Source organism: Novosphingobium pentaromativorans US6-1 (assembly GCF_000767465.1).
In the GTDB taxonomy this organism is placed as follows: Bacteria; Pseudomonadota; Alphaproteobacteria; order Sphingomonadales; family Sphingomonadaceae; genus Novosphingobium; species Novosphingobium pentaromativorans.
Genome location: NZ_CP009291.1, coordinates 368502 through 390206, shown reverse-complemented (window position 1 = coordinate 390206; position 21705 = coordinate 368502). Strand labels below are relative to the sequence as shown.

General features: G+C 64.6%; 18 protein-coding genes. 4 read left to right on the top strand and 14 right to left on the bottom strand.

The genetic code is table 11. The annotated features are described in order from the left end of the window. Positions 1-3: 3 nt before the first annotated feature. From JI59_RS01685 to pgi, 14 genes are all read right to left on the bottom strand, one after another. Positions 4-786, bottom strand: a complete 783-nt coding sequence (locus JI59_RS01685; RefSeq protein ID WP_007014865.1) for a thioesterase family protein — start codon at positions 784-786, stop codon at positions 4-6. After that, positions 786-1157 (bottom strand): tRNA-binding protein, encoded by a 372-nt coding sequence (locus JI59_RS01680; RefSeq protein ID WP_007014864.1) that lies wholly within the window; start codon positions 1155-1157, stop codon positions 786-788. Before JI59_RS01680 ends, JI59_RS01685 begins: the two co-directional genes overlap by 1 nt. Positions 1158-1160: 3 nt before the next feature. Further along, on the bottom strand, positions 1161-3197 hold the full coding sequence (locus tag JI59_RS01675; RefSeq protein WP_007014863.1) for an acetyl-CoA carboxylase biotin carboxylase subunit: 2037 nt from the start codon (positions 3195-3197) through the stop codon (positions 1161-1163). Then, positions 3197-3553, bottom strand: a complete 357-nt coding sequence (locus JI59_RS01670) for a lysozyme inhibitor LprI family protein (RefSeq protein ID WP_007014862.1) — start codon at positions 3551-3553, stop codon at positions 3197-3199. The genes JI59_RS01675 and JI59_RS01670 overlap by 1 nt, the downstream gene beginning before the upstream one ends. Before the next feature lie 118 nt (positions 3554-3671). Then, positions 3672-4724: a biotin synthase BioB gene (bioB, locus tag JI59_RS01665; RefSeq protein ID WP_007014861.1), complete on the bottom strand. Its 1053-nt coding sequence runs from the start codon at positions 4722-4724 to the stop codon at positions 3672-3674. A 10-nt stretch (positions 4725-4734) separates the two neighbouring features. After that, positions 4735-5538, bottom strand: coding sequence for a heme-dependent oxidative N-demethylase family protein (locus tag JI59_RS01660; protein WP_007014860.1), 804 nt, complete (start codon positions 5536-5538; stop codon positions 4735-4737). A 19-nt stretch (positions 5539-5557) separates the two neighbouring features. After that, positions 5558-7696, bottom strand: coding sequence for a methylmalonyl-CoA mutase (scpA, locus tag JI59_RS01655; protein ID WP_007014859.1), 2139 nt, complete (start codon positions 7694-7696; stop codon positions 5558-5560). A 110-nt stretch (positions 7697-7806) separates the two neighbouring features. Then, positions 7807-8244 (bottom strand): methylmalonyl-CoA epimerase, encoded by a 438-nt coding sequence (gene mce / locus JI59_RS01650; protein ID WP_007014858.1) that lies wholly within the window; start codon positions 8242-8244, stop codon positions 7807-7809. A 4-nt stretch (positions 8245-8248) separates the two neighbouring features. After that, a complete protein-coding gene (locus JI59_RS01645; RefSeq protein ID WP_007014857.1) occupies positions 8249-9433 on the bottom strand; it encodes an acetyl-CoA C-acyltransferase family protein in 1185 nt (394 codons plus the stop codon). Between the two features lie 193 nt (positions 9434-9626). Continuing rightward, positions 9627-11153 carry an acyl-CoA carboxylase subunit beta gene (locus tag JI59_RS01640; RefSeq protein WP_007014856.1) on the bottom strand — a complete coding sequence of 509 codons (1527 nt, stop codon included), beginning with the start codon at positions 11151-11153 and terminating at the stop codon, positions 9627-9629. A gap of 162 nt (positions 11154-11315) precedes the next feature. Beyond that, positions 11316-12371: a cytochrome c oxidase assembly protein gene (locus JI59_RS01635; protein ID WP_052117815.1), complete on the bottom strand. Its 1056-nt coding sequence runs from the start codon at positions 12369-12371 to the stop codon at positions 11316-11318. Between the two features lie 65 nt (positions 12372-12436). Next, positions 12437-13783 carry a glutathione-disulfide reductase gene (gene gor / locus JI59_RS01630; protein WP_007014854.1) on the bottom strand — a complete coding sequence of 449 codons (1347 nt, stop codon included), beginning with the start codon at positions 13781-13783 and terminating at the stop codon, positions 12437-12439. 136 nt (positions 13784-13919) lie between these two features. Further along, positions 13920-16184: a S8 family peptidase gene (locus JI59_RS01625; protein WP_239000583.1), complete on the bottom strand. Its 2265-nt coding sequence runs from the start codon at positions 16182-16184 to the stop codon at positions 13920-13922. A gap of 199 nt (positions 16185-16383) precedes the next feature. After that, positions 16384-17904 carry a glucose-6-phosphate isomerase gene (gene pgi, locus JI59_RS01620; RefSeq protein WP_038575367.1) on the bottom strand — a complete coding sequence of 507 codons (1521 nt, stop codon included), beginning with the start codon at positions 17902-17904 and terminating at the stop codon, positions 16384-16386. Between the two features lie 141 nt (positions 17905-18045). Here pgi and lepB point away from each other — a divergent pair, with 141 nt between their 5' ends. The 4 genes from lepB (at position 18046) to JI59_RS01600 (ending at position 21701) form a co-directional block, all read left to right on the top strand. Then, positions 18046-18894 (top strand): signal peptidase I, encoded by an 849-nt coding sequence (lepB, locus tag JI59_RS01615; protein WP_007014851.1) that lies wholly within the window; start codon positions 18046-18048, stop codon positions 18892-18894. A 2-nt stretch (positions 18895-18896) separates the two neighbouring features. After that, entirely contained in the window at positions 18897-19565 is a 669-nt protein-coding gene (gene rnc / locus JI59_RS01610) for a ribonuclease III (protein WP_007014850.1), read from the top strand. Between the two features lie 124 nt (positions 19566-19689). Next, on the top strand, positions 19690-20583 hold the full coding sequence (gene era, locus JI59_RS01605; RefSeq protein ID WP_007014849.1) for a GTPase Era: 894 nt from the start codon (positions 19690-19692) through the stop codon (positions 20581-20583). Next, positions 20580-21701: an SGNH/GDSL hydrolase family protein gene (locus JI59_RS01600; protein WP_007014848.1), complete on the top strand. Its 1122-nt coding sequence runs from the start codon at positions 20580-20582 to the stop codon at positions 21699-21701. The genes era and JI59_RS01600 overlap by 4 nt, the downstream gene beginning before the upstream one ends. Positions 21702-21705 lie beyond the last annotated feature (4 nt).

The window sequence follows — 21705 nt, the reverse complement described above, 5'->3', positions numbered from 1 at the left end:
GCCTCAGCCGAAGAGCGCGATGGACTGCATTCCAGCAAGAATCGGCTGCCCTTGGGCGTTCCACATGGCCATGCGCTGACTTGAACAGCCGTGCCGGGCGAAATCGCCGGCGCAGCGCAGCAGCCACCAGCCATCACGCGTCTGCGGCAGGGCCGTAAGCAGATTGACCTGCCAATGCATGCTGCTGACCGGAACCAGCGCCGGCATCATCGGCAGGACGCCAGGCGGCAACCCGTCCCCGCACAGCAGGATCTCGACCATCGGATCGAGCGTACCGCGCTCGCGTGATCGCAGCCACCAGCAGTATTCGGGCTTTCGCTCGCCCTGCACGGGTACGCCAAGGCGCACATCGAAATGGTCGCGAATGAACGGCGCAAGCAAGTCTGGCGCCATCGGCGGCGCATCCTCGACCGCCACGACGTCGTCCGGTACCGGGCGCTCATCCAAGGTCAGCGTGCTCTCGATCGCCCGCATGAACACGAAGCTGGCGGTGAACGCCGGCCCCTTGTCGCCGGTGATCTGCGCCGAGACCCAGGTGGCATTGCGCCCCTGGCGCTCGACCTTGGCATGCGCCTCGATACGACCGGAAAGCGGCGCCATCATCGCCAGTTGCGCTGAGCGCAGGGGCGGCAGGTCCCCTCCCACCTGCTGCGCGGCGACCAGCGCCAGGGCAGAGGAAAATCCGCCGTAGGCCGTGCGCCCCTGGAGCCAGCGGGACGGCACTTCGACGGCAAGGCCGTCCTCGAGCGTCTCGCCTGCAGCAAGCACCTGCGCAAAGCCGGTCATCAGAACAGGCGAGATCCGTTGGGGACCGCCTTGTCCGGCGAGAACAGGGTCACCCGGCCCTCCTCATCGGCAAAGCCCAGTGTCAGCACTTCGGACAGCGCCTTGCCGATCTGGCGAACGGGAAAATTGACCACGGCCGCCACCTGGCGTCCGATCAGGTCTTCAGGAGAATAGATCGCCGCGACTTGCCCGACGCTCTTCTTCTCACCGATGCCGGGACCGAAATCGATCCGCAGCTTGTAGCTCGGCTTGCGCGCCCCTTCATAGACTTCGGCCGCCACGACGGTGCCGATGCGAATGTCGACCTTCAGGAAATCGTCGAAGGCAATCGCATCGGCTGCAGGTGCGGCCGGATCATGATCGAGGTGCAATCGTCACTCCATCTCGAGGATCACGGCGTCGACCGCGAGGCTTTCGCCGGCCTTGGCGTTGACCGACTTCACCACACCGGACTTTTCGGCACGCAGGATGTTTTCCATCTTCATTGCCTCGATCACCGCGAGCGGCTGGCCGGCTTCGACCTTCTCGCCCTCGCTCACGTTCAGCGCGACGAGCAGGCCCGGCATCGGGCAGATGAGGAACTTGGAAAGATCCGGCGGGATCTTTTCGATCATGTGCTGCGACAGATAGGCCACGCGGGTCGGCAGGCAGTCGACCTTGTGGATCGCGCCGCGCGTGGTCATCTTGAAGCCGGTGCGGGTGATTTCCAGCTTGATGCCAAGGTCCTCGCCGTCGACTTCGGCTTCGACCAGGCGATCCCCCGGCGTGTATTCGAGCGCGAGTTCGACTTCCTCGCCGTTCACCGTCACCACATCCTCGTCAAGCACGACCACGTAGTCGGTCTTGTCGATGGTCACCGTCCAGTCGGCCGGCGGATCGGTCGGATCGGCAAGCTGGCCGGAGATGCGGCGCGAGCGGTCCGAGCGCGCAGTCGCGACGAAGCCGGCCACGGCGGCAAGCTTCACCTTCAGTTCTTCCGACGTCGCCGCGCCGGTGAAACCCTCGGGATATTCCTCGGCGATGAAGCCGGTGGTCAGCTCGCCCGAGCGGAAGCGCGGGTGCTGCATGATCGCCGAGACGAAGTCGATATTGTGGCCGAGACCTTCGATCTCGAAGGCGTCGAGCGCGGCGATCTGCTTGTCGGCGGCCTCATCGCGGGTCTTGCCCCAGGTGATCAGCTTGGCGATCATCGGGTCGTAGAACATCGAGACCTCGCCGCCTTCGTAGACGCCGTCGTCGACGCGAATGCCATCGATACCGCGGCGCCCGTTCAGGTTATCGGGGTTCTCGGCGCCGTCGTCTTCCCAACCGGCAACCGGCGGGCTGTAGCGCACGAGGCGACCGGTCGAGGGCAGGAAGCCGCGATAGGGGTCTTCGGCATAGACGCGGTTCTCGATGGCCCAACCGTCGATCTTCACGTCATCCTGCGTCATCTCCAGCTTCTCACCGGCAGCGACGCGGATCATCTGCTCGACGAGGTCGACCCCGGTAATCGCTTCGGTGACCGGGTGCTCCACCTGCAAGCGGGTGTTCATCTCGAGGAAGTAGAAGCTCTCGCCGCTCGGATCGGCGCCCGAGACGATCAGCTCGACCGTGCCCGCCGAGTAGTAGCCCACGGCCCTGGACAGCGCGACGCACTGTTCGCCCATGGCCTTGCGCATCTTCTCGGTGACGAAGGGCGACGGCGCTTCCTCGACCACCTTCTGGTGGCGACGCTGGATCGAGCACTCGCGCTCGTTCAGGTAAAGGATGTTGCCGTGCTTGTCGCCGAGGATCTGGATCTCGATGTGGCGCGGATTGAGAATGAACTTCTCGATGAAGACGCGGTCGTCACCGAAGGAATTGAGGCCCTCGCGCTTGACGGACTCGAAGCCCTCGCGGACGTCCTTCTCGGAATAGGCCAGGCGCATGCCCTTGCCGCCGCCGCCGGCCGAAGCCTTCATCATCACCGGGTAGCCGATGTCGTTGGAGATCTGCACCGCGTGCTCGGTGTCCTCGATCTCGCCGACGTAGCCGGGCACGACGTTGACGCCCGCTTCCTTGGCGAGCTTCTTGGACTCGATCTTGTCGCCCATCGCGGCAATCGCGTTCACGGGCGGGCCGATGAACTCGATGCCCTCTGCGGCCAAAGCCTCGGCAAAGGAGGTGCGTTCGGACAGGAAGCCGTAGCCCGGGTGAACCGCTTCGGCGCCGGTCTGCTTGCAGGCCTCGATGATCTTCTCTGCGATCAGGTAAGACTGCGCGGCGGGCGCCGGACCGATGTGCACTGCCTCATCGGCCATCTGCACGAATGGCGCGCGGGCATCGGCATCGGAATAGACGGCGACCGTCTGGATGCCCATGCGGCGCGCGGTCTTGATGACACGGCAGGCGATTTCGCCCCGGTTAGCGATGAGGATCTTCTTGAACATCAGTTCTCCGTTTCCACGTATTCGCGCAGCTGATCGGTGCGCGCCTCGGTGAGTCGTTGCATGCAGGTGTTCTGAACGAGCGGCCAGATCGTGCCGCTCTCCTCGCGCGGGCCGTTCTCGGCCAGGCACTGGGCGTCGCGGAACGCGAGCCACTTGCGCTGGGCATCGAGGAGCCTTGCGAATTGCTGTGCGCCTTCGGACCGGGCCTTGGCCGCGGCCTGCTTCCACGCCGCGTTAAGCGAGCGATCGGCGGCCTGGAGGTCCTTGTAGGCGCAGATGTTCATGTCCGTCTGCGTCATTGCATTGGAGCAATCGACTTGCGGCTCGGCCGCCATCAGGAACAGCGTGAAGATCACTCGGCCCCCTCCCCATTGCCGTCACCCTTGCGAAGGCGGGATTTCCGCTTGAACGCAAGGTCCCGCCGTGCAGCGGGCTCCCCGCCTTCGCGGGGATGACGAGGGAGGGCCGCGGCCATCAGCCCATCGCTTCCAGCTTGACGCAGCCCTTGGGCATGCGGGACGCTTCGACCTGGGCATCGGTTTCGCTGATCGCCATCGGCTTGATGCCAAGGCGGGCGAACATCGCCGCATCGTTGTCGTCGCCCGCGTTGGGCGCGGTGAGCAGCTTGTCGCCGGTGAAGATCGAGTTCGCGCCGGCCATGAAGCACATTGCCTGGGTCATCTCGGACATGGACTCGCGGCCGGCAGAAAGGCGTACCATCGAACGCGGCATGGTGATTCGCGCCACCGCGACCGTGCGCACGAATTCCACGTCGTCGATCTTGGCAAGCGGGGTATCGGCAAGCATATCGCCCAGCACCGTGCCCTTGACCGGGACCAGTGCGTTGACCGGTACCGAGCCGGGATGCTCGGGGAGCGTCGCCAGCGTGTGGATGAAGCCGACCCTGTCCTCGCGCGTTTCGCCCATGCCGACGATCCCGCCCGAACAGACGTTGATCCCGGCCGAACGCACGTTGGAAAGCGTCTCGAGGCGATCGTCCATCGTGCGCGTGGTGATGACCTGGTCGTAGCGCTCGGGCGAAGTGTCGATATTGTGGTTGTAATAGTCGAGCCCGGCATCTGCCAGCATCTGCGACTGCTCGGGCGTGAGCATGCCGAGCGTCATGCAGGTTTCCATGCCCATCGAGCGCACGCCCTTCACCATCTCGATGATGGCCGGCATGTCGCGATCCTTGGGGTTGCGCCACGCGGCGCCCATGCAGAAGCGGGTGGAGCCCTGATCGGCCGCTTGCGCCGCGCGCTGCAGCACGGCCTGCACGTCCATCAGCTTGGTCGCCTTGACGCCGCTGTCGGCATGGACCGACTGCGAACAGTAGCCGCAGTCCTCGGCGCAACCACCGGTCTTGATCGAGAGCAGCGTCGAGAGCTGCACTTCGTTATGCGGGTGATTGGCGCGGTGAACCTCGGCGGCGCGGAAGACCAGCTCGGTGAAGGGCAGGTCGAACAGCGCGGCGATTTCCTCGCGGGTCCAGTCGGTACGGGGAGCAGTTTGGGGGGCGTTGGTCATCTCGAATTCCTCAGGCTGCCTTGGCCTGCGCACGGCGCGCGGCATAGGCGGTCAGCGCCGCTGCATAGTGCGGTCCGGCGCGACGTTCCAGTTCCCCACCTGCAAAACCGTCCACCGACTGGGCAATTCGCGCCACCGCAGCGTCGCTGAGCTGGCAGAGGGGCCTTCGGTAAATGCCGATGGTGAAGACGATCGCGCGCGATTTCGGCAAGCGCCGAAGCGCCTCGCGCTCACAGCGCACGAACAGCGTCTCGCCCGCATTGTCCGCAGTGACATGGGCAAAGCGCTGCTCCGGCGCCGCTGCGGGCATGTAGCGCAAGTCATCCGAGGCCACGACGAAGGCATTGGTGCGTCCGAAGATGTTGAACGACTGCAATCCGTTCATGAACTTGTCCACGCCCGAGGCCAGCTGCTCGGCATAGCCGTGGATCGGCTCATGGACCTGGTGCAGCGGACGGCCGATCTTTTCAGACAGACGCCAGTCGGTCGGAAATGCGACGGCCCCTGCCCCCAGGCGGAACGGCTGCCCCGGCGCATCCTGCACCATCACGCACAAGTCCTCCCAGACCGAGCGTGCGCAAGTCTCCAGCCCGCCCTTCACGCCAAGCAGGTCTGCCAGTTCGGCAATCCCCGCTTCGGCTTCGGGCAGGACCATCACGCTCTCGGGATGGGCGTCGAAGCCTGCCGCGCGCGCCGCCAGGTCCGGTTCGGGATCGAGCCACCGGCCTTCGTCAAGACGCACCAGCCCCATGCGCAGCGGGCCGGAAACCCGCGCGTCAGGCAAAAGCGCCTCGACAGAGAAACCCAGTGACATCGCCCCTTCCCTTCGCGCCTTACTCGGCCGCTTGCAGTTCGCTGCCGGCGGGCGGCATGTTGTGGCCCAGGAGGCGCAGAACATCGGCGGCGCACTCGACCACGTTCGAACCGGGACCGTAGATGCCCTGAACACCCGCCTTCTTGAGGAAGTCGTAGTCCTGGGGCGGGATAACGCCGCCCGCGACGACCTTGATGTCGGCCCGCCCGGCATTGCGCAGGTGGCCGATCAGTTCGGGGATCAGCGTCTTGTGACCGGCAGCCAGCGACGAGGCACCGACCGCGTCGACGCCGTTTTCCAGCGCCATCTGGCAGGCTTCTTCCGGCGTCTGGAACAGCGGGCCGGAGACGACCTCGAAGCCCATGTCGGTGAAGGCCGAGGCGATCACGTTGGCGCCGCGGTCATGGCCGTCCTGGCCCATCTTGGCGACGAACATCTTCGGCTTGCGGCCGAGGCGGCGGGTAACCGCTTCCACGCCGTCGATCACCTGCTGGTAGCGATTGTCGCCGGCATAGGCCGAACCGTAGACGCCCTTGACCGGGGTGGGGAACGTGCCGTGACGGCCGAAGACGGCTTCCATCGCGTCCGAGATCTCGCCCAGGGTCGCGCGGTGGCGCGCGGCCTCAACTGCCAGCGCGAGCAGGTTACCCTTGCCCTTCGCACCTTCGGTGATCGCCTTGAGCGCTGCCTGGCAGGCCGCTTCGTCGCGGCTTTCGCGGGCGCGCTTGATGCGGGCGATCTGCGCTTCGCGGACCTTGTGGTTGTCCACTTCCAGCGTCTCGATCGCGTCTTCCTGGTCGCGGCGATACTTGTTCACGCCGACGATCACGTCATCGCCCTTGTCGACGCGTGCCTGGCGACCGGCAGCGGCTTCCTCGATCATCGCCTTGGGCCAGCCGGCGGCAACCGCCTTGGCCATGCCGCCTTCGCTCTCGACGCGCTCGATGATCTCCCAGGCCTTGTCGACCAGTTCCTGCGTCAGTGCCTCGATGTAGTAGGAACCGCCCAGCGGATCGACGACATTGCACATGCCGGTCTCTTCCTGGATGACGATCTGGGTGTTGCGCGCGATGCGGGCCGAGAAGTCGGTCGGCAGCGCAATCGCCTCGTCGAGGGCATTGGTGTGCAGCGACTGGGTGCCGCCCAGCATCGCGGCCATCGCCTCGATCGTGGTGCGCATGACGTTGTTGTAGGGATCCTGCTCCTGCAGCGAGACGCCCGAGGTCTGGCAGTGAGTGCGCAGCATCTTGGAGCGTTCGGATTTCGCGCCGAGCTCGGTCATCGCGCGATACCACAGCGTGCGCGCGGCGCGCAGCTTGGCGATCTCCATGAAGAAGTTCATGCCGATCGCGAAGAAGAACGAGAGGCGGCCGGCGAACTTGTCGATGTCGAGGCCCGAGGCCACGCCGTACTTCACGTATTCCATGCCGTCGGCGATGGTGAAGGCCAGTTCCTGCACCTGCGTCGCCCCGGCTTCCTGCATGTGGTAGCCGGAAATCGAGATCGAGTTGAACTTCGGCATGTGGTCCGCCGTGTAGGCGAAGATGTCCGAAATGATCCGCATCGAGGGTTCGGGCGGATAGATATAGGTGTTGCGGACCATGAACTCCTTGAGGATGTCGTTCTGGATGGTCCCGGAAAGCTGTTCGGTGGGAACGCCCTGCTCTTCGCCGGCGACGATGAAGAAGGCGAGGATGGGGATCACGGCGCCGTTCATGGTCATCGAGACCGACATCTGGTCGAGCGGAATGCCGTCGAAGAGAATCTTCATGTCTTCCACCGAGTCGATGGCGACGCCTGCCATGCCAACGTCACCAACGACGCGCGGGTGATCGGAATCGTAGCCGCGGTGGGTGGCAAGGTCGAAGGCGACCGACAGGCCCTTCTGGCCCGCCGCAAGGTTGCGGCGATAGAAGGCGTTGGATTCCTCGGCGGTCGAGAAACCGGCATATTGGCGGATCGTCCAGGGACGGCCAGCGTACATCGAGGCCTTGACCCCGCGAGTGAAGGGCGCAAAGCCGGGCAGGCCCGGATCGGTCTTGACGTCCTCGGCGGTGTATAGCGGCTTGACCGCGATGCCCTCGGGCGTCTGCCAGGTCAGGTCCTTGCCCTTGACCTCCTTGTCCGCCGCTGCCTTCCAGTCGTTGATGTCAGCCATTTCCCGTTTCCCTCGTATATTTTCCTCCCGGTACGACCCGGGATCGCTGGCATTCACAGGCCGAACCGCCCGGCCAGCGGCCCCGGGTCAGACCCGGGACACCTCGTTCCTCAATGCGCCTCCTTGGGCGTCTCCATGATTTCAGTGAGCTGACCGCCCATGTCCTTGGGATGGACGAAGAAGATCAGCGTTCCGTGGGCGCCGATGCGCGGCTCGCCCAGCACCCGCTTGCCCTGCCCTTCGAACCAGGCCTTCGCCTCCTGGATATCGGGCACTTCATAGCAAATGTGATGCTGGCCCCCGAGCGGGTTCTTCTCGAGCCACTTGCCCACCGGCGAGTCTGCCTCGGTCGGTTGCAGAAGCTCGACCTGCGTGCCCGCGGTCCCGTTCTCGCCCGGCGTGTTGACGAAGCAGACGCGCACCTTCTGGCTGTCGAGCACGAAAGGCTCGGTAATGTCGGTAGCGCCCATGACATCGCGGTAGAAGGCGATCGAGGCATCGAGATCCGGCGTCGCGACACCGATGTGGTTCATGCGGCCAAGCTTCATGGGATCAATCCTCCACGTTTTCGATGACCATGGCGATGCCCTGACCGCCGCCGATGCACATGGATATGAGGCCGTACTTGCCCCCCGTGCGCTTGAGTTCGTAGATCGTCTTGATCGTCAGGATCGCGCCGGTCGCGCCGATAGGGTGACCCAGCGAAATGCCCGAACCGTTGGGGTTGGTCTTGGCCGGGTCCAAACCTAGCTGCTTGGCGACGCCGCAAGCCTGCGCAGCGAATGCCTCGTTGCTCTCGATCACGTCGATCTGATCGAGGCTGAGGCCCGCACGCTCAATCGCGATGGGAACCGCCTTGACCGGACCCAGGCCCATCACGCTGGGCTCGACTCCGGCATGGCCCCAGGCGAGGATCCTGGCGAGGGGCTTGAGACCCTTGGCAGCAACCGCCTTGCCGCTGGCGAGAACGACTGCGCCGGCGCCGTCGTTGAGTCCCGAGGCATTGCCGGCCGTGACCGTGCCGTCCTTCCGGAACACCGCCTTGAGGCTGGCCATGCCTTCCAGGGAGGCATCGGCGCGGACGTGCTCGTCGGTGTCGAACACCTTGGTGCCCTTGCGCGACTTGATCTCTACCGGGACGATCTGGTCCTTGAAGTGGCCCTCGGCGATTGCCTTGGCGGCGCGCTTGTGGCTCTCGACGGCCAGGGCGTCCTGCTCCTCGCGGCTGATCTGGCACTGCGACGCGATGTTCTCCGCGGTCACGCCCATGTGGATGCCCTCGAAGGGATCGTGCAGCGCGCCGAGCATCGCGTCCTCGAACACGACATTGCCCATGCGCACGCCGTTGCGGGCGGAGCTGGTCATGTGCGGGGCATTCGACATCGATTCCGCACCGGCGCCGATAGCGAAGTCATGCTCGCCAAGGGCAATGGCCTGCGCAGCCGAAACGATAGCCTGGAGGCCCGAACCGCACAAGCGGTTGACGTTCATGGCCTGCGAGGAAACCGGGACGCCGGCGTTCACCGAGGCAACGCGCGAGATGTAGGCATCCTTGGGTTGGCTCGGCACGACATTGCCGACGACCACGTTCTGGATGTCCAAAGCGCTGATCCCCGAACGCCTGATCGCCTCTTCCATGACGATGGCGCCAAGCTCCGCCGGACGGAGCGAGGCCAGCGAGCCACCGAAGGAACCGATGGCCGTGCGCGCGCCGCTGAGGATGTAGATGTCTTCCATGGTCTTTACCTTTACCTGCGAACCGGGGGGCGATCCTCTTGCCGAGACCTGCACCTGCCCAACTTGATCCAAATGCCGTCTCTGGCGTTTCCGTCCCGCGCTTGTCGAAGCGAAGACCAAGAGGGCAGTCAGCGATCAGTTCCGGATCGGCGGGGACGACGCCCGGAGGCAATGTCGTCCCGCCCATTCCGGATTACAATGGGATGTTGTCGTGCTTCTTCCAGGGGTTCTCGAGCTGCTTGTTGCGCAGCTTGCGCAGGCCCAGGGCGATGCGGCGACGGGTCGAGTGCGGGTAGATCACTTCGTCGATGTACCCGCGGCTGGCGGCCACGAACGGGTTGGCGAAGCGATCCTCGTATTCCTTGGTGGCTGCTGCCATGCCATCGGCGTCGCGGCCGCGGAAGATGATCTCGACCGCGCCCTTGGCGCCCATGACCGCGATTTCGGCGGTCGGCCAGGCGTAGTTGAGGTCGCCGCGAAGGTGCTTGGAGGCCATGACGTCATAAGCGCCGCCATAGGCCTTGCGGGTAATCACGGTGATCTTGGGCACGGTGGCTTCGCCGTAAGCGAACAGCAGCTTCGCACCGTGCTTGATGATGCCGTTGTGTTCCTGGTCGGTGCCCGGGAGGAAGCCGGGAACGTCGACGAAGGTGATGATCGGGATGTTGAACGCATCGCAGAAGCGCACGAAACGCGCGGCCTTCTTCGACGAGTTGATGTCGAGCACGCCGGCCAGAACCATGGGCTGGTTGGCGACGATGCCCACCGTCTTGCCCTCGACACGGCCGAAACCGCAGATGATGTTCGCCGCGTGCATCGGCTGGATCTCGAAGAACTCGCCTTCGTCCACCGTCTTCCTGATGACTTCGTGCATGTCATAGGGCTGGTTGGCATTGGGAGGAATGATCGTGTCGAGGCTTTCCTCAATACGGTCCCACGGATCGGCGCTGGGGCGTTCCGGCACGTCTTCGCGATTGGACAGCGGCAGGAAGTCGAAGAAGTCGCGGGCGGCCAGCAGCGCCTCGACATCGTTCTCCAGCGCAAGGTCGGAGACCGAGGTCTTGCTGGAATGCGTGATCGCGCCGCCGAGTTCTTCCTGGGTGACGACCTCGTTCGTCACCGTCTTCACGACGTCCGGACCGGTGACGAACATATAGGAGCTGTCCTTCACCATGAAGATGAAGTCGGTCATCGCCGGCGAATAGACCGCGCCGCCGGCGCAGGGCCCCATGATCAGCGAAAGCTGCGGGATCACGCCCGAGGCCAACACGTTGCGCTGGAAAACGTCGGCATAGCCTGCAAGCGATGCCACGCCTTCCTGGATACGCGCGCCGCCGGAGTCGTTGAGCCCGATCACCGGGGCGCCGACCTTCATCGCGTTGTCCAGCACCTTGCAGATCTTCTGCGCATGACGGTTCGAGAGCGAACCGCCAAAGACGGTAAAGTCCTGGCTGAACACGTAAACCAGACGACCGTTGATCGTGCCCGAACCGGTCACAACGCCGTCACTGGGGATCCGCTGCTCCTGCATGCCGAAGTCGACGCAGTCATGCTCGACGTAGAGATCGAGTTCCTCGAAGCTGCCCTCGTCTAGCAGAACTTCCAGACGCTCACGTGCAGTCAGCTTACCCTTGGCGTGCTGAGCATCGATACGCTTCTGGCCACCGCCCATTCTGGCTGCGGCGCGGCGCTTCTCCATTTCGGCAATATTTGCGGACATTCGGCTTCCCTTATCCGAAGAGGTTTCAGCTTGTTCTCGTGTCCGTGCCTAAGGCAGGTTGCGAGCCTCAGGTCAATAGTTTTTAATCGTACGATTAAACCAATGCCGCCTCGGAAACCGCCATATTCCAAATACTGAAAGGATTGGCTGCGCAACTTTCGCTTAGCCGGGGATCTTTCCGGAAAGACCGAAATCGCGGGCCTTGTCGTGCGGGTGATCGATCACGGCGACCACGCTGACGGTGACCGCCAGCATGAGCAGCGCGAAGCCCGCCAGACCGATCGCGAGGGCGCGATTGGCCGGTCCTCGCTCGGCGGTCAGTTCGCGTCCCGTCCGCATCCGGCGCGACACCAGCCGCTCCTCCTCGCTGCCCCAGCGGTGGATCACCACGAGCGCCGAAATCGCGAACATCATCGTGCCAGGGATCCACATGATGATGCCGCCGGTCTGCTCGTCGGTGAGCATCGAGACATGCCACATGTGTCCCAGCGCCAGGTAGGCGTCGTAGAGCGGAATCGTCTTGAACGTCAGGAATGCGCCCAGCACGATATTGCCCAGCGCCGCGAAGACGAACATCGCAAGCCGCGCGCCCAGCCCCGGCCCCTGCGGCGCGGCGCGCCGGTCAAAGATGACCGAGAAGAAGTTCAGTCCGGTCACCAGCAGGCTGATGTGCCACATGTAATGGATCGGCTCGTCGAGAATCGCGAGATCGTGCCAGTGGGGCAACATCCAGAACAGGCTGGCCGCGAGAAACAGGACCGTCGCCACGAACGGGATGCGCAGGAATTCGACGAGGCCACGCAAGGGCCCGGAACCCGCGAAGAACCGGCTAACGCCCCTGGGCAGCCCGCGCACCAGCGCTGCCTGCGGGCGCGCCAGGAAGATGAGCATCGGCGCCACCGTGCGCAGCAGCATGTGCTCGACCTGATGGACCGCGAAGATGTGATCTGCCAGCCGCTCGACCGGAGAGATCAGCGCCACGAACAAGGCGAGCAGCCCGCCGTTGAACGCCACGAGCCGCCATCGCTCGGCAACGAGGCCGTGCCGGCTGCCTTTCCAGTAGATCAGGGCAACGACCACGAGACCGACAATGATCTCGGGCGACAACTGCCAGAGTGTCCAGGGGCTGGCATCGGCGTGGACGTGCCCGCCATGGGCCAGCGCAGGGGTCGAAAGCACCGCGAGAAGACTCGCGGGCAACCATCGGAAAACACGCATGCGAGGGGGCATAGACCCCTCAGGCTGTCATTCAACCCCCGCCTGAGCGCAAGCGTGCGCCCGGGTCACTTGAGCAGGACCAGTTCCTCGGACATCGTCGGGTGCACCGCGACCGTTGCGTCGAAGTCGGCCTTGGTCAGCCCTGCCTTCACCGCAATGGCGGCGGCCTGCATGATTTCGGGCGCCTCGGGCCCGATCATGTGCAGACCCACGACGCGGTCCGTCTCGGCGTCGCAGATCATCTTGTAGAGCGAGCGCTCGTTGCGATGCGCGACCACATTCTTCATCGGCCGGAAGTCGCTGGTATAGACCCGCACCGAGCCCAGCGTCCGGTTCGCCTCTCCCTCGGTCATGCCCACGCCTGCGATCGGCGGATGGCTGAAAACGGCCGAGGGAATGCAGCTGTAGTCGACCGTCGTCGGCTTGTCGCCGAAGACCGTATCGGCAAAGGCCTGTCCTTCGCGGATGGCGACCGGGGTAAGTTGAACGCGGTTCGTCACGTCGCCCACGGCGTAGATGTGATCGACGCTGGTCTGCGAATACTCGTCGACCTTGATCGCCCCCTTGTCGTCGACTTCCACACCGACGTCTTCGAGGCCAAGCCCCTCGACGTTGGGCACGCGGCCGGTAGCGAACAGGACGCAATCGACGTCCATGGGATCGTGGTTACTCATCGAGACCTTGAGCGAGCCGTCCTCGTTCTGCTCGATCTTCTCGAACTGTGCATTGAAGCGGAATTCGATACCCTTGGTGAGCGAGATCTGTAGCAGGCGGTCGCGCACGCTTTCATCGTATCCGCGAAGAAGCTGGTCGGAGCGATTCATCAGCGTCACCTTGGCGCCGAACTCGTTGAAGATCCCCGCGAACTCGTTGGCGATATAGCCCGCACCGGCAATCAGCACGCGGCCGGGTATCGCATCGAGGTGGAAGGCCTCGTTCGAAGTGATGCCCAGCTCATGCCCGGGGCATGAGGGCACATGCGGCCGCGCGCCCGTCGCGATGAGGATGACCTTGGCCGTCTTCTTCTCGCCGCTCGACAAGGTAATCTCGTGCGGACCGGTGATCCTCGCCCGCTCGTGGAAGATCTCCACTTCGTGACTGGTAAGCGTCTGCGTGTATAGGCCATTGAGGCGGTCTACGTCGTTGAGCACGTTGTCACGCAGCTTGACCCAGTCGAACTTGGCCTCGGGAATGTCCCAGCCGAAGTGCTTGGCATCTTCCAGGTCCTCGGCGAAATGGGCGCCGTAGACGAGCATCTTCTTGGGCACGCAGCCGCGGATCACGCATGTCCCGCCAACCCTGAATTCCTCGGCTACGGCCACCCGCGCACCGTGCGCAGCCGCAACGCGGCTGGCGCGCACGCCGCCCGAACCGGCGCCGATGGTGAAAAGGTCGTAATCGTACTCGGACATTCACATGCTCCCGGCCTGCGCCATTGGACTGGTCGGGGCGCATATGGGGCATCGAAACCGCGATTGCCAACCGCCTGAGCACAATCGCGGAGTTTTTAATCCCGTCCTGCCCTGGCTCGCGGAGCCGGGGCAGCGGTCAGTTCAGGACCAGTCGCCAGGTTCCCAGCGCCCGCAAATCCCGCACATCGGCAGTACTTGCCATACCCATGCGCAGCAGCGAGCGCGGCCCGCCCTTCTCGAAACCCACGGTCAGCAGTGGATCGATCGCTCCTGCAAAGTCGACGCGGCGGTCGGTGAACAACAGCGAACGGGTGGCAAGGTCATAACCCGAGCCGATGGTGTAGGTCCCCTCGCCCGAAACGACTGTCAGGGGCTGGGCAAGCCCAAGCCGAAGCGTCCCGCCGAAAGCCGACCGGCTCATCGAGACTGCGAAACGACTGGTAAGGAATGTCCCGGCATCGGTCAGCAGCATGTCGTCGGCCAGCTTCAGCCTGGTTGCTCCAAGGCTGGCATAGCCCGAGAGCCTCCAGGACCCCAGCTGCGCGGACTGCGCGACTTCGAGGAAAGCCGTTCGAGCGCCGTCGCCAAAGCGCAGCGCGCCGCTTCCGGTCGGCGTGCCGAAGACGGTTCCCTGCTCGTCGAGCAGCCCCGCCTTGAGACCGGTTCCTCCCTTGCGCCAGGAAATGAGCGCACCATTGGCCGCACCGTAATCGGCGCGGCCACCCACCACCGACACGCCAAGGCGTCCCCCGGCGAGGGGACGTTCCGCAGTAACCGCCAGATCGGCGACCGGAGAATAGGCAAAGACCGCGTCGGAACTCGGCGCGAGGCCCATGAATTCGCTCGAAACGCTGTCGCTGGAATTCAGCGAGGCGCTGAACCACGTCTTGCCGCTTCGCCAGGCGATATGGCCGTTGGTCAGCATCGTGCGCACTTCATCCTCACCCGGCCCGACCCGCAAGCGGGTGAAGCCCGCGCTGGCATCGAGATCGCGGGTCGCCAGCCGCGCGCTTCCGGCGTTGGCCTGCACCCGCATCCGCCGCTCTATCGAGAAGCGGTCAACGCCAGGCTGCGCGACGAGGCCCGACAGGTCGCCGGTAAAATCCCGTCCGTACGCATCCAGCACCGTCACATTGCCCAGCGCCCGTGCCTTGAGCCCGGCAGCGCCGACCGCAGTGGGAACGACGAGGCTGGAACTTGTCAGCGATGTCTGGGTCACGCCGTTGGACAAGGTTGGATCGACCGGCGAAAGCGCAGCCTTCGCGTCGATCAGGCCATGCCCGAAGACCGGGTCCACGCCCGGCGCACCGATGTCGCGGGCGGTGTTGACGATAACTTCCCCGGCCTCGACGCCGGTCAGCTGGGGCCACTTGCTCAGGATCAGGGCGGCAAGACCACTGACCTGCGGTGTTGCCGAGCTCGTCCCGCTGAACAGGACGAGCGAGCCATCGGTATATTGCGTTGCATTCGTGCCCATGGCTGCGACGCAATTGTTCATCGCCTTCGTGCCGCACTGATTCGAATAATCGGTAAGTTCGTAGCTGGTCTGCGTGCCCTCCAGCGCGACGACGAACAGCCAGCTTCGCGAATTGCTGGAATTGAGGTCGAGGTAGCCGTCGACATTGGCCGCGCTGTCATTGCCGGCAGCATTGACGAAGAGTCCCCCGGTCGTCTGGTAGCGCGCCACCATCTGCGCCCAGGTCGGGCTCGCCACTGCCGGATCGATCTTGGCGATCGAGGCATTGACGACCTTGATGCCGTTGTCCCCGGCATAGGCCATGGCCTGCGAGATTCCTATGCCCAGGGTCTCCTGCGCGTCGGGATCGGTGGTGTCCAGATCGATCTCGCTGATGCGCAGGGCGACGATTTCGGCGCCTGGTGCAATGCCCTGCACGCCGGTGCCGTTGTTGCGTGCGGCAATCACGCCCGCGACCATCGTGCCATGGTCGGAATAGTCGTCACCGATGACATTGCGCTGCGTGGTTACGCCGTTTTCGGTGACCGTGCCGTAATCGCGGCTGAGGCTGGAAATCTTGCCCTGAAGTTCGGACACTTCCTTCACGCCGTCATCGAGCACGGCAACCTTCACGCCCTGCCCCGTCCATCCGTTGTCGAGCGCATAGAGCGCATTGACGTACTCGAACGAGACGTAGTTGTTCCGATATTCGGCATCGTCCTGCACCGATCGCCGGGGCTGCTGGCTCTCGGGCGTGATGACGTAGCCGGTAGGCACCGGAGTCGGCGTAGGAGTGGGCGTAGGTGTGGGCGTAGGTGTGGGCGTAGGTGTCGGGCTTGGTGTGGGGCCGGGAGTCGGACTGGGCGCCGGGCTCGGCGTCGAATTGACGCTCCCGCTGCCGCCGCCGCCGCAACCTGCCAGGGCCATTGCGAGGACACTCGCCATGACCGCATCACGTACCACTCGCGAAGGCCTCGCCATGGCCTTGTCCCCCTGCCCATGCAGGCCCGCATGCCTTCGCCGCGCATCCGGAAAAAAGGCGGGCCGCAATCACCGATCGCGGCCGACCTTACAGGGTTAATTCTTGCCGAATACTGAAATTGCCACTCGGTCATTTCAGGGCCGAAAAGGCCCCGAAGCGGCCTCAGCTGATTCCGGCCAGTTCCAGCAGCGCCTCGGTCGAAGGATCGAACTTGGTGCCGCCCTTCTCGATCTGCTTGGCGATTTCCTTGCCCAGTTCGACACCGAACTGGTCGAAGGGATTGATACCCATCAGCACCGCATTGGCGAAAGTGCGATGCTCGTGGAACGCGATCAGCGCGCCGAATGTGGCCGGGCTCACTTCGTCGAGCAGGATCGTCGCCGAAGGGCGGTCGCCCGGATAGGCGCGGGCCGGATCGTCGCTTTCCTTGCCCGCCATCAGCGCCGCGCCTTGCGCGAAGCAGTTCGACAGGAGGATGCGGTGATGATCGAGGCTCAGGTCATGGCCCGGCGCGATCGAGGCGATGAAGTCCACCGGAACGAGGTTCGTGCCCTGGTGGAGGAGCTGGAACACCGCGTGCTGCGCGTCGGTGCCCACCCCGCCCCAGGTGATCGGCGCGGTCGGGCCATCGACCGCGCTGCCGTCTGCCTTCACGCTCTTGCCGTTCGATTCCATCTCGAGCTGCTGGAGGTAGTCGGGCAGCAACGCCAGCCGTTCGTCATAGGCGAACACGGCGCGCGTCTGGCAACCGCGCAGGCGCGTGTAGTACTGGTCGGCAAATGCCGCGCGCAGCGGCAGGTTGGCGCTTCCGTCAGTGTCGCGGAAATGCTCGTCCATCGCCGCGGCCCCGGCCAGGAACTCGGCGAAATCGGGCCAGCCCAGCGCCATCGCCACCGGGAATCCGATCGAGGACCATAGCGAGTAGCGGCCGCCCACGCTTTCCGAGAAGGGCAGGATGCGCGTCTCGTCGACGCCCCATTCCATCGCCTTTTCCGGCGAAGCGGTCAGCGCGACGACCCTGCCGTACGGATCCTCGACGCCATTCTCGCGCAGCCACTCGATGGCGCTTTCGGCATTGGTCATCGTCTCGATGGTGGTGAACGTCTTGGACGCGACCGCCAGCATCGTCTTGGCCGGATCGCAGCCCTTGAAGGCCTCTTCCATCGCGCAGCCGTCGATGTTCGATACGACGTGCACATCGACCATCGCACCGTCACGCGCCAGTGCATCGACCGCGAGCGCCGGTCCGAGCGCCGAACCGCCGATGCCGATGTGAATCAGGTGTTTGACCTCACCCATCGCGCCGCGGTGGATCGCTTCGACGATCGCAGCCATGCGATGATGGTTCTCGGCCGCGAGCATCACGCTCTCTTCCTTGCCGACGCCGCGCTGGGCGGTGTGCTCGGCGGCACGGCCTTCGGTCGGATTGACGATCTCGCCGCCGAACAGGGCCTTGCGGCGACCGGCGAAATCCATCGCCTCGGCCAGTTCCTCGAAAGCGGCCATGTGAGCGGCATCGAGATGGGTCTTCGACCAGTCGAAACGGATCGTGGTCGCCGCCTCGTCCTCGCCCAGTTCGAAGCGGGTCGCCAGAGTATCGAGCCGGGCCGGATCGCCTGCAAAGAGCTCAGCCAGCGACGGCTTGGCCAGTCCCCTGAGCTTTTCCCAGGCTGATTCACTCATAAATTGCTCCTGAACAGTGTACTTGCTGGCCTTATGCATGTTGCGGCTGCGAAGGCCAAGACGCTTCTTCGTCGAGATGAGACGGTTGCAAGGCGGGATTGAACTTGACGGATCGCAGCTTGCGCAACAAGGGTTCCGCCCATGAGCGAGACCAATAGCGACGCCGCCAAGCCGGCCATCGACTCGACAGCGAAGAAGCCTGCGGCGGCGGAGAAGAAGGACGAGGGTTTCTTCTCGTTTCTTTTCTGGCTGGTGCTGGCCGTAGTGGTGCTGCGCAGCTTCATCATTTCGCCGTTCAACATCCCCAGCGAATCCATGCTGCCGCGCCTGTTGACCGGGGATTACCTATTCGCGACCAAGTGGTCCTACGGCTATTCCAGGTACTCGCTGCCCTTCAGCCTGCCGCTGATCCCGGGCCGCATCTTCGCCAGCCAGCCCGAGCGCGGCGACGTCGTCATCTTCAAGGCGCCCCCGGGCAACGACGTCGACTACATCAAGCGCGTCATCGGGCTGCCGGGTGACGAGATCCAGATCAAGTCCGGCCAGGTCTTCATCAATGGCAAGGCGGTGCCCAAGCAGCGCGTGGACGACTTCATCCTGCCAGTCTCGCCGAACACCGACTGCTATGGACCCGAATTCGAAGCGACGGGCAAGGACGGCGAGCCGGTCTGCCACTATCCGCAGTTCCGCGAGACGCTGCCAAACGGCAAGAGCTACAATGTGCTCGACCTCGGCACCACGCCGCAGGACGATACCGGCGTCTACATCGTGCCCGAGGATCACCTGTTCCTGATGGGCGACAACCGCGACAATTCCATGGACAGCCGCTTCCCTGCCGTCGAAGGCCAGGGCATCGGCATCGTCCCGCAGGGCAACCTGGTGGGCAAGGCCGCGGTCATGATGTTCTCGACCGATGGCTCGGCCGAATGGATCAAGCCCTGGACCTGGTTCACCGCGGCACGCTGGAGCCGCATCGGCGGGACCTTCTGACCTTGCTGGACGATGCTACCCGCGACTTCATAACCAGAATTACCGGCAGCGCGCCTCGGGACGAGGCCCTCTGGCTGGCCGCCCTCACCCACGGCAGTACGGGCGAGAAGCGCAATTACGAAAGGCTGGAATTCCTTGGCGACCGGGTCCTTGGCCTGGTTGTCGCCGAATGGCTGTACCAGACCAGCAACGAGGCCGAGGGCCGCCTGTCGCAGCGCCTCAATGCCCTCGTCAGCCGGGCGATGTGTGCCCAGATCGCGCGCCAGATCGAACTCGGGCCGCGCATGCGGCTGGGCAAGCAGGCCCGCGACGACGGCGGCGAGGACAGCGACAACATCCTCGGCGACGTGATGGAAGCGCTGATCGGCGCATGTTTCACCGAATGCGGCTTCGCAAGCGCCAAGGCCATGGTGCGCAAGCTGTGGGCCGATGCGGTGCAGGGCAAGACGGGCAAGCGCAAGCATCCCAAGTCCGCTCTGCAGGAATGGGCCGCGGGCAATCGCCGCCGGATGCCCGAATACCGCCTGCTGGAGCGCACCGGACCCGATCACGCCTCGCAATTCACGGTCGAAGTCACGATCCACCACGTCGGCAGCGCCCAGGCCACGGCCTCGTCCAAGCAGGATGCGGAAACGCAGGCCGCCGAAGAGTTCATGAAAAAATTCGCATGATGGATTATGCCGCGCACGTCCTCAGGCAAACTTGGGGCGTTACCGGCTTGACCCATTGCCCTGTTTCGCGCGAGCCAAGCCTGTCGAGGCGCGCGTGCCAACCTGACTATCAAGGAATTCGCCCATGACCGAGAAATGCGGTCTCGTCGCCGTGATCGGCGCTCCCAATGCCGGCAAGTCCACGCTGGTCAATGCGCTCGTCGGCCAGAAGGTGGCGATCACCTCGGCCAAGGCGCAGACCACCCGCGCCCGCCTGATGGGCATTGCCCTGCAGAACGAAGTGCAGATTATCCTGGCCGATACACCCGGCATCTTCGCTCCCAAGCGCCGCCTCGACCGCGCCATGGTCGCCGCCGCCTGGGAAGGCGCGCAGGAGGCCGACGCGATCCTGCTCGTGGTCGACGCGGTCAAGCAACGCCGGCACGAACTGGCGCCGCTGCTCGAAACGCTCAAAGACCGTCCCGAGCGCAAATTGCTCGTGCTCAACAAGGTCGACGCCAGCGCCAAGGAACCCCTGCTCAAGCTGGCCGAAGAACTGACCGGGGCGGTCAGCTTCGACGAGGTGTATTTCGTATCGGCGCTTACCAACGACGGCGTGCCCGAACTCAAGACGCACCTTGCCGGGCTCATGCCGGAAGGCCCGTGGCATTACCCCGAGGACCAGGTTTCCGACGCCTCGGAGCGCCTGCTGGCCTGCGAAGTGACGCGCGAACAGCTCTACAAGCAGCTCCACGACGAATTGCCTTACGACAGCGCGGTGCGCCCAGAATCCTACACCCAGCGCAAGGATGGCTCGGTCGAGATCCGCCAGCAGATCGTCGTCGCACGCGACAGCCAGAAGGCTATCGTCCTGGGCAAGCGCGGCGCGAAGATCCGCGCCATCGGCGAGGCCGCGCGTAACGAATTGGCAGAGGTTCTCGGGCAAAAGGTTCACCTCTTCCTCCACGTCAAGGTCGAGGAAGATTGGGCCGAGGCTCGCGACATCTACGAAGAAATCGGACTGGACTGGGTAAAATGATCCCGATGCCCCGCATTGCCGCCGCTTGTGCGGCACTCCTCTTCAGCTGCGCGACTGCCCCGCTGGTCGAGGCGCAGGCCACCGAGACCGACAACATCGAATCCGTCGGCCAGATCGCTTCGCAGCAGGCAAACCCCGAAACCTCCGTTGCGCAGAGCCTGGAAGGCGCGCGCTACGTTGCGATCGGCTCCTCCTATGCTGCCGGACCTCTGCTGCCGCCCGGCAAGCCCGCGGCGCCCGGCGCGCCGGCGCGCTGCGGCCAGAGCATGAACAATTATCCGACCCTTCTGGCGCAGCGCTTCGGCATGGTTCTGGTCGATCGCACCTGTTCGGGCGCGACGACGGACCACGTCCTCGGCCCCTGGGGGGACGTCCCGGCGCAGCTCGCTTCGGTCGATGCAGCGACCCGGCTGGTGACCGTCACCATCGGCGGCAATGACCTCAGCTATGTCGGCGACCTGTTTTCGGCGACCTGCATCCAGCGCGCCGGCGAACTGGCCGCAGCCGGCTTCGCCCCGAAACCGTGCGGCGCGATCCGCAATCCAACCGAAGCCGACTACCTGCGCGTCGAGGAGCAGCTCAACGCCATTGCCCGCCGCGTGCGCGAGGTCGCGCCGAACGCGCGGCTCGTCTTCGTCCAGTACCTCACGCCGCTGCCCGCAGGGACGCTGTGCGCGAACACTCCGGTCAGCGAGGATGCCGCAGCCATCGTGCGCCGGATCGGCGCCCGGCTGGCCGAGATCACCGGCAAGGTAGCGCAGGCGCACGAGGCCATCGTCGTGGAAATGAACCAGGCCTCCGCCAACCACACCCCCTGCGATGCCGAACCGTGGATGATCGGCGCGCCCAAGGGCTATAACGGCAAGGATGGCCTGCAGTGGCACCTCAACCTCGCGGGTATGAAGGCGACTGCAGACGGCATCGCCTACTGGCTGGAAAAGAGCGGCGTGCAGCCGAAAGTCCCGCAAGTGCCTGGCGTCGTGCAGCCCGGACCGGGACCGATAGAAGACCAGGTCGCTCCCGAGCCGCAGGACCCCGACACGGCGGAACCCGCCCGGGAGGACAAGCCTAAGCTGAGCCCGGAAAGCCCGACCTCGGGCAAGCAGCCCAAGGTCTGACACG

Excerpts from the sequence above, each read along its gene's own strand:
- JI59_RS01685 (WP_007014865.1), bottom strand. The coding sequence starts at position 786 with ATGACCGGCTTTGCGCAGGTGCTTGCTGCAGGCGAGACGCTCGAGGAC.
- JI59_RS01675 (WP_007014863.1), bottom strand. The coding sequence starts at position 3,197 with ATGTTCAAGAAGATCCTCATCGCTAACCGGGGCGAAATCGCCTGCCGT.
- bioB (WP_007014861.1), bottom strand. The coding sequence starts at position 4,724 with ATGACCAACGCCCCCCAAACTGCTCCCCGTACCGACTGGACCCGCGAG.
- JI59_RS01660 (WP_007014860.1), bottom strand. The coding sequence starts at position 5,538 with ATGTCACTGGGTTTCTCTGTCGAGGCGCTTTTGCCTGACGCGCGGGTT.
- scpA (WP_007014859.1), bottom strand. The coding sequence starts at position 7,696 with ATGGCTGACATCAACGACTGGAAGGCAGCGGCGGACAAGGAGGTCAAG.
- mce (WP_007014858.1), bottom strand. The coding sequence starts at position 8,244 with ATGAAGCTTGGCCGCATGAACCACATCGGTGTCGCGACGCCGGATCTC.
- JI59_RS01645 (WP_007014857.1), bottom strand. The coding sequence starts at position 9,433 with ATGGAAGACATCTACATCCTCAGCGGCGCGCGCACGGCCATCGGTTCC.
- JI59_RS01640 (WP_007014856.1), bottom strand. The coding sequence starts at position 11,153 with ATGTCCGCAAATATTGCCGAAATGGAGAAGCGCCGCGCCGCAGCCAGA.
- JI59_RS01635 (WP_052117815.1), bottom strand. The coding sequence starts at position 12,371 with ATGCGTGTTTTCCGATGGTTGCCCGCGAGTCTTCTCGCGGTGCTTTCG.
- gor (WP_007014854.1), bottom strand. The coding sequence starts at position 13,783 with ATGTCCGAGTACGATTACGACCTTTTCACCATCGGCGCCGGTTCGGGC.
- JI59_RS01625 (WP_239000583.1), bottom strand. The coding sequence starts at position 16,184 with ATGGCGAGTGTCCTCGCAATGGCCCTGGCAGGTTGCGGCGGCGGCGGC.
- pgi (WP_038575367.1), bottom strand. The coding sequence starts at position 17,904 with ATGAGTGAATCAGCCTGGGAAAAGCTCAGGGGACTGGCCAAGCCGTCG.
- lepB (WP_007014851.1), top strand. The coding sequence starts at position 18,046 with ATGAGCGAGACCAATAGCGACGCCGCCAAGCCGGCCATCGACTCGACA.
- era (WP_007014849.1), top strand. The coding sequence starts at position 19,690 with ATGACCGAGAAATGCGGTCTCGTCGCCGTGATCGGCGCTCCCAATGCC.
- JI59_RS01600 (WP_007014848.1), top strand. The coding sequence starts at position 20,580 with ATGATCCCGATGCCCCGCATTGCCGCCGCTTGTGCGGCACTCCTCTTC.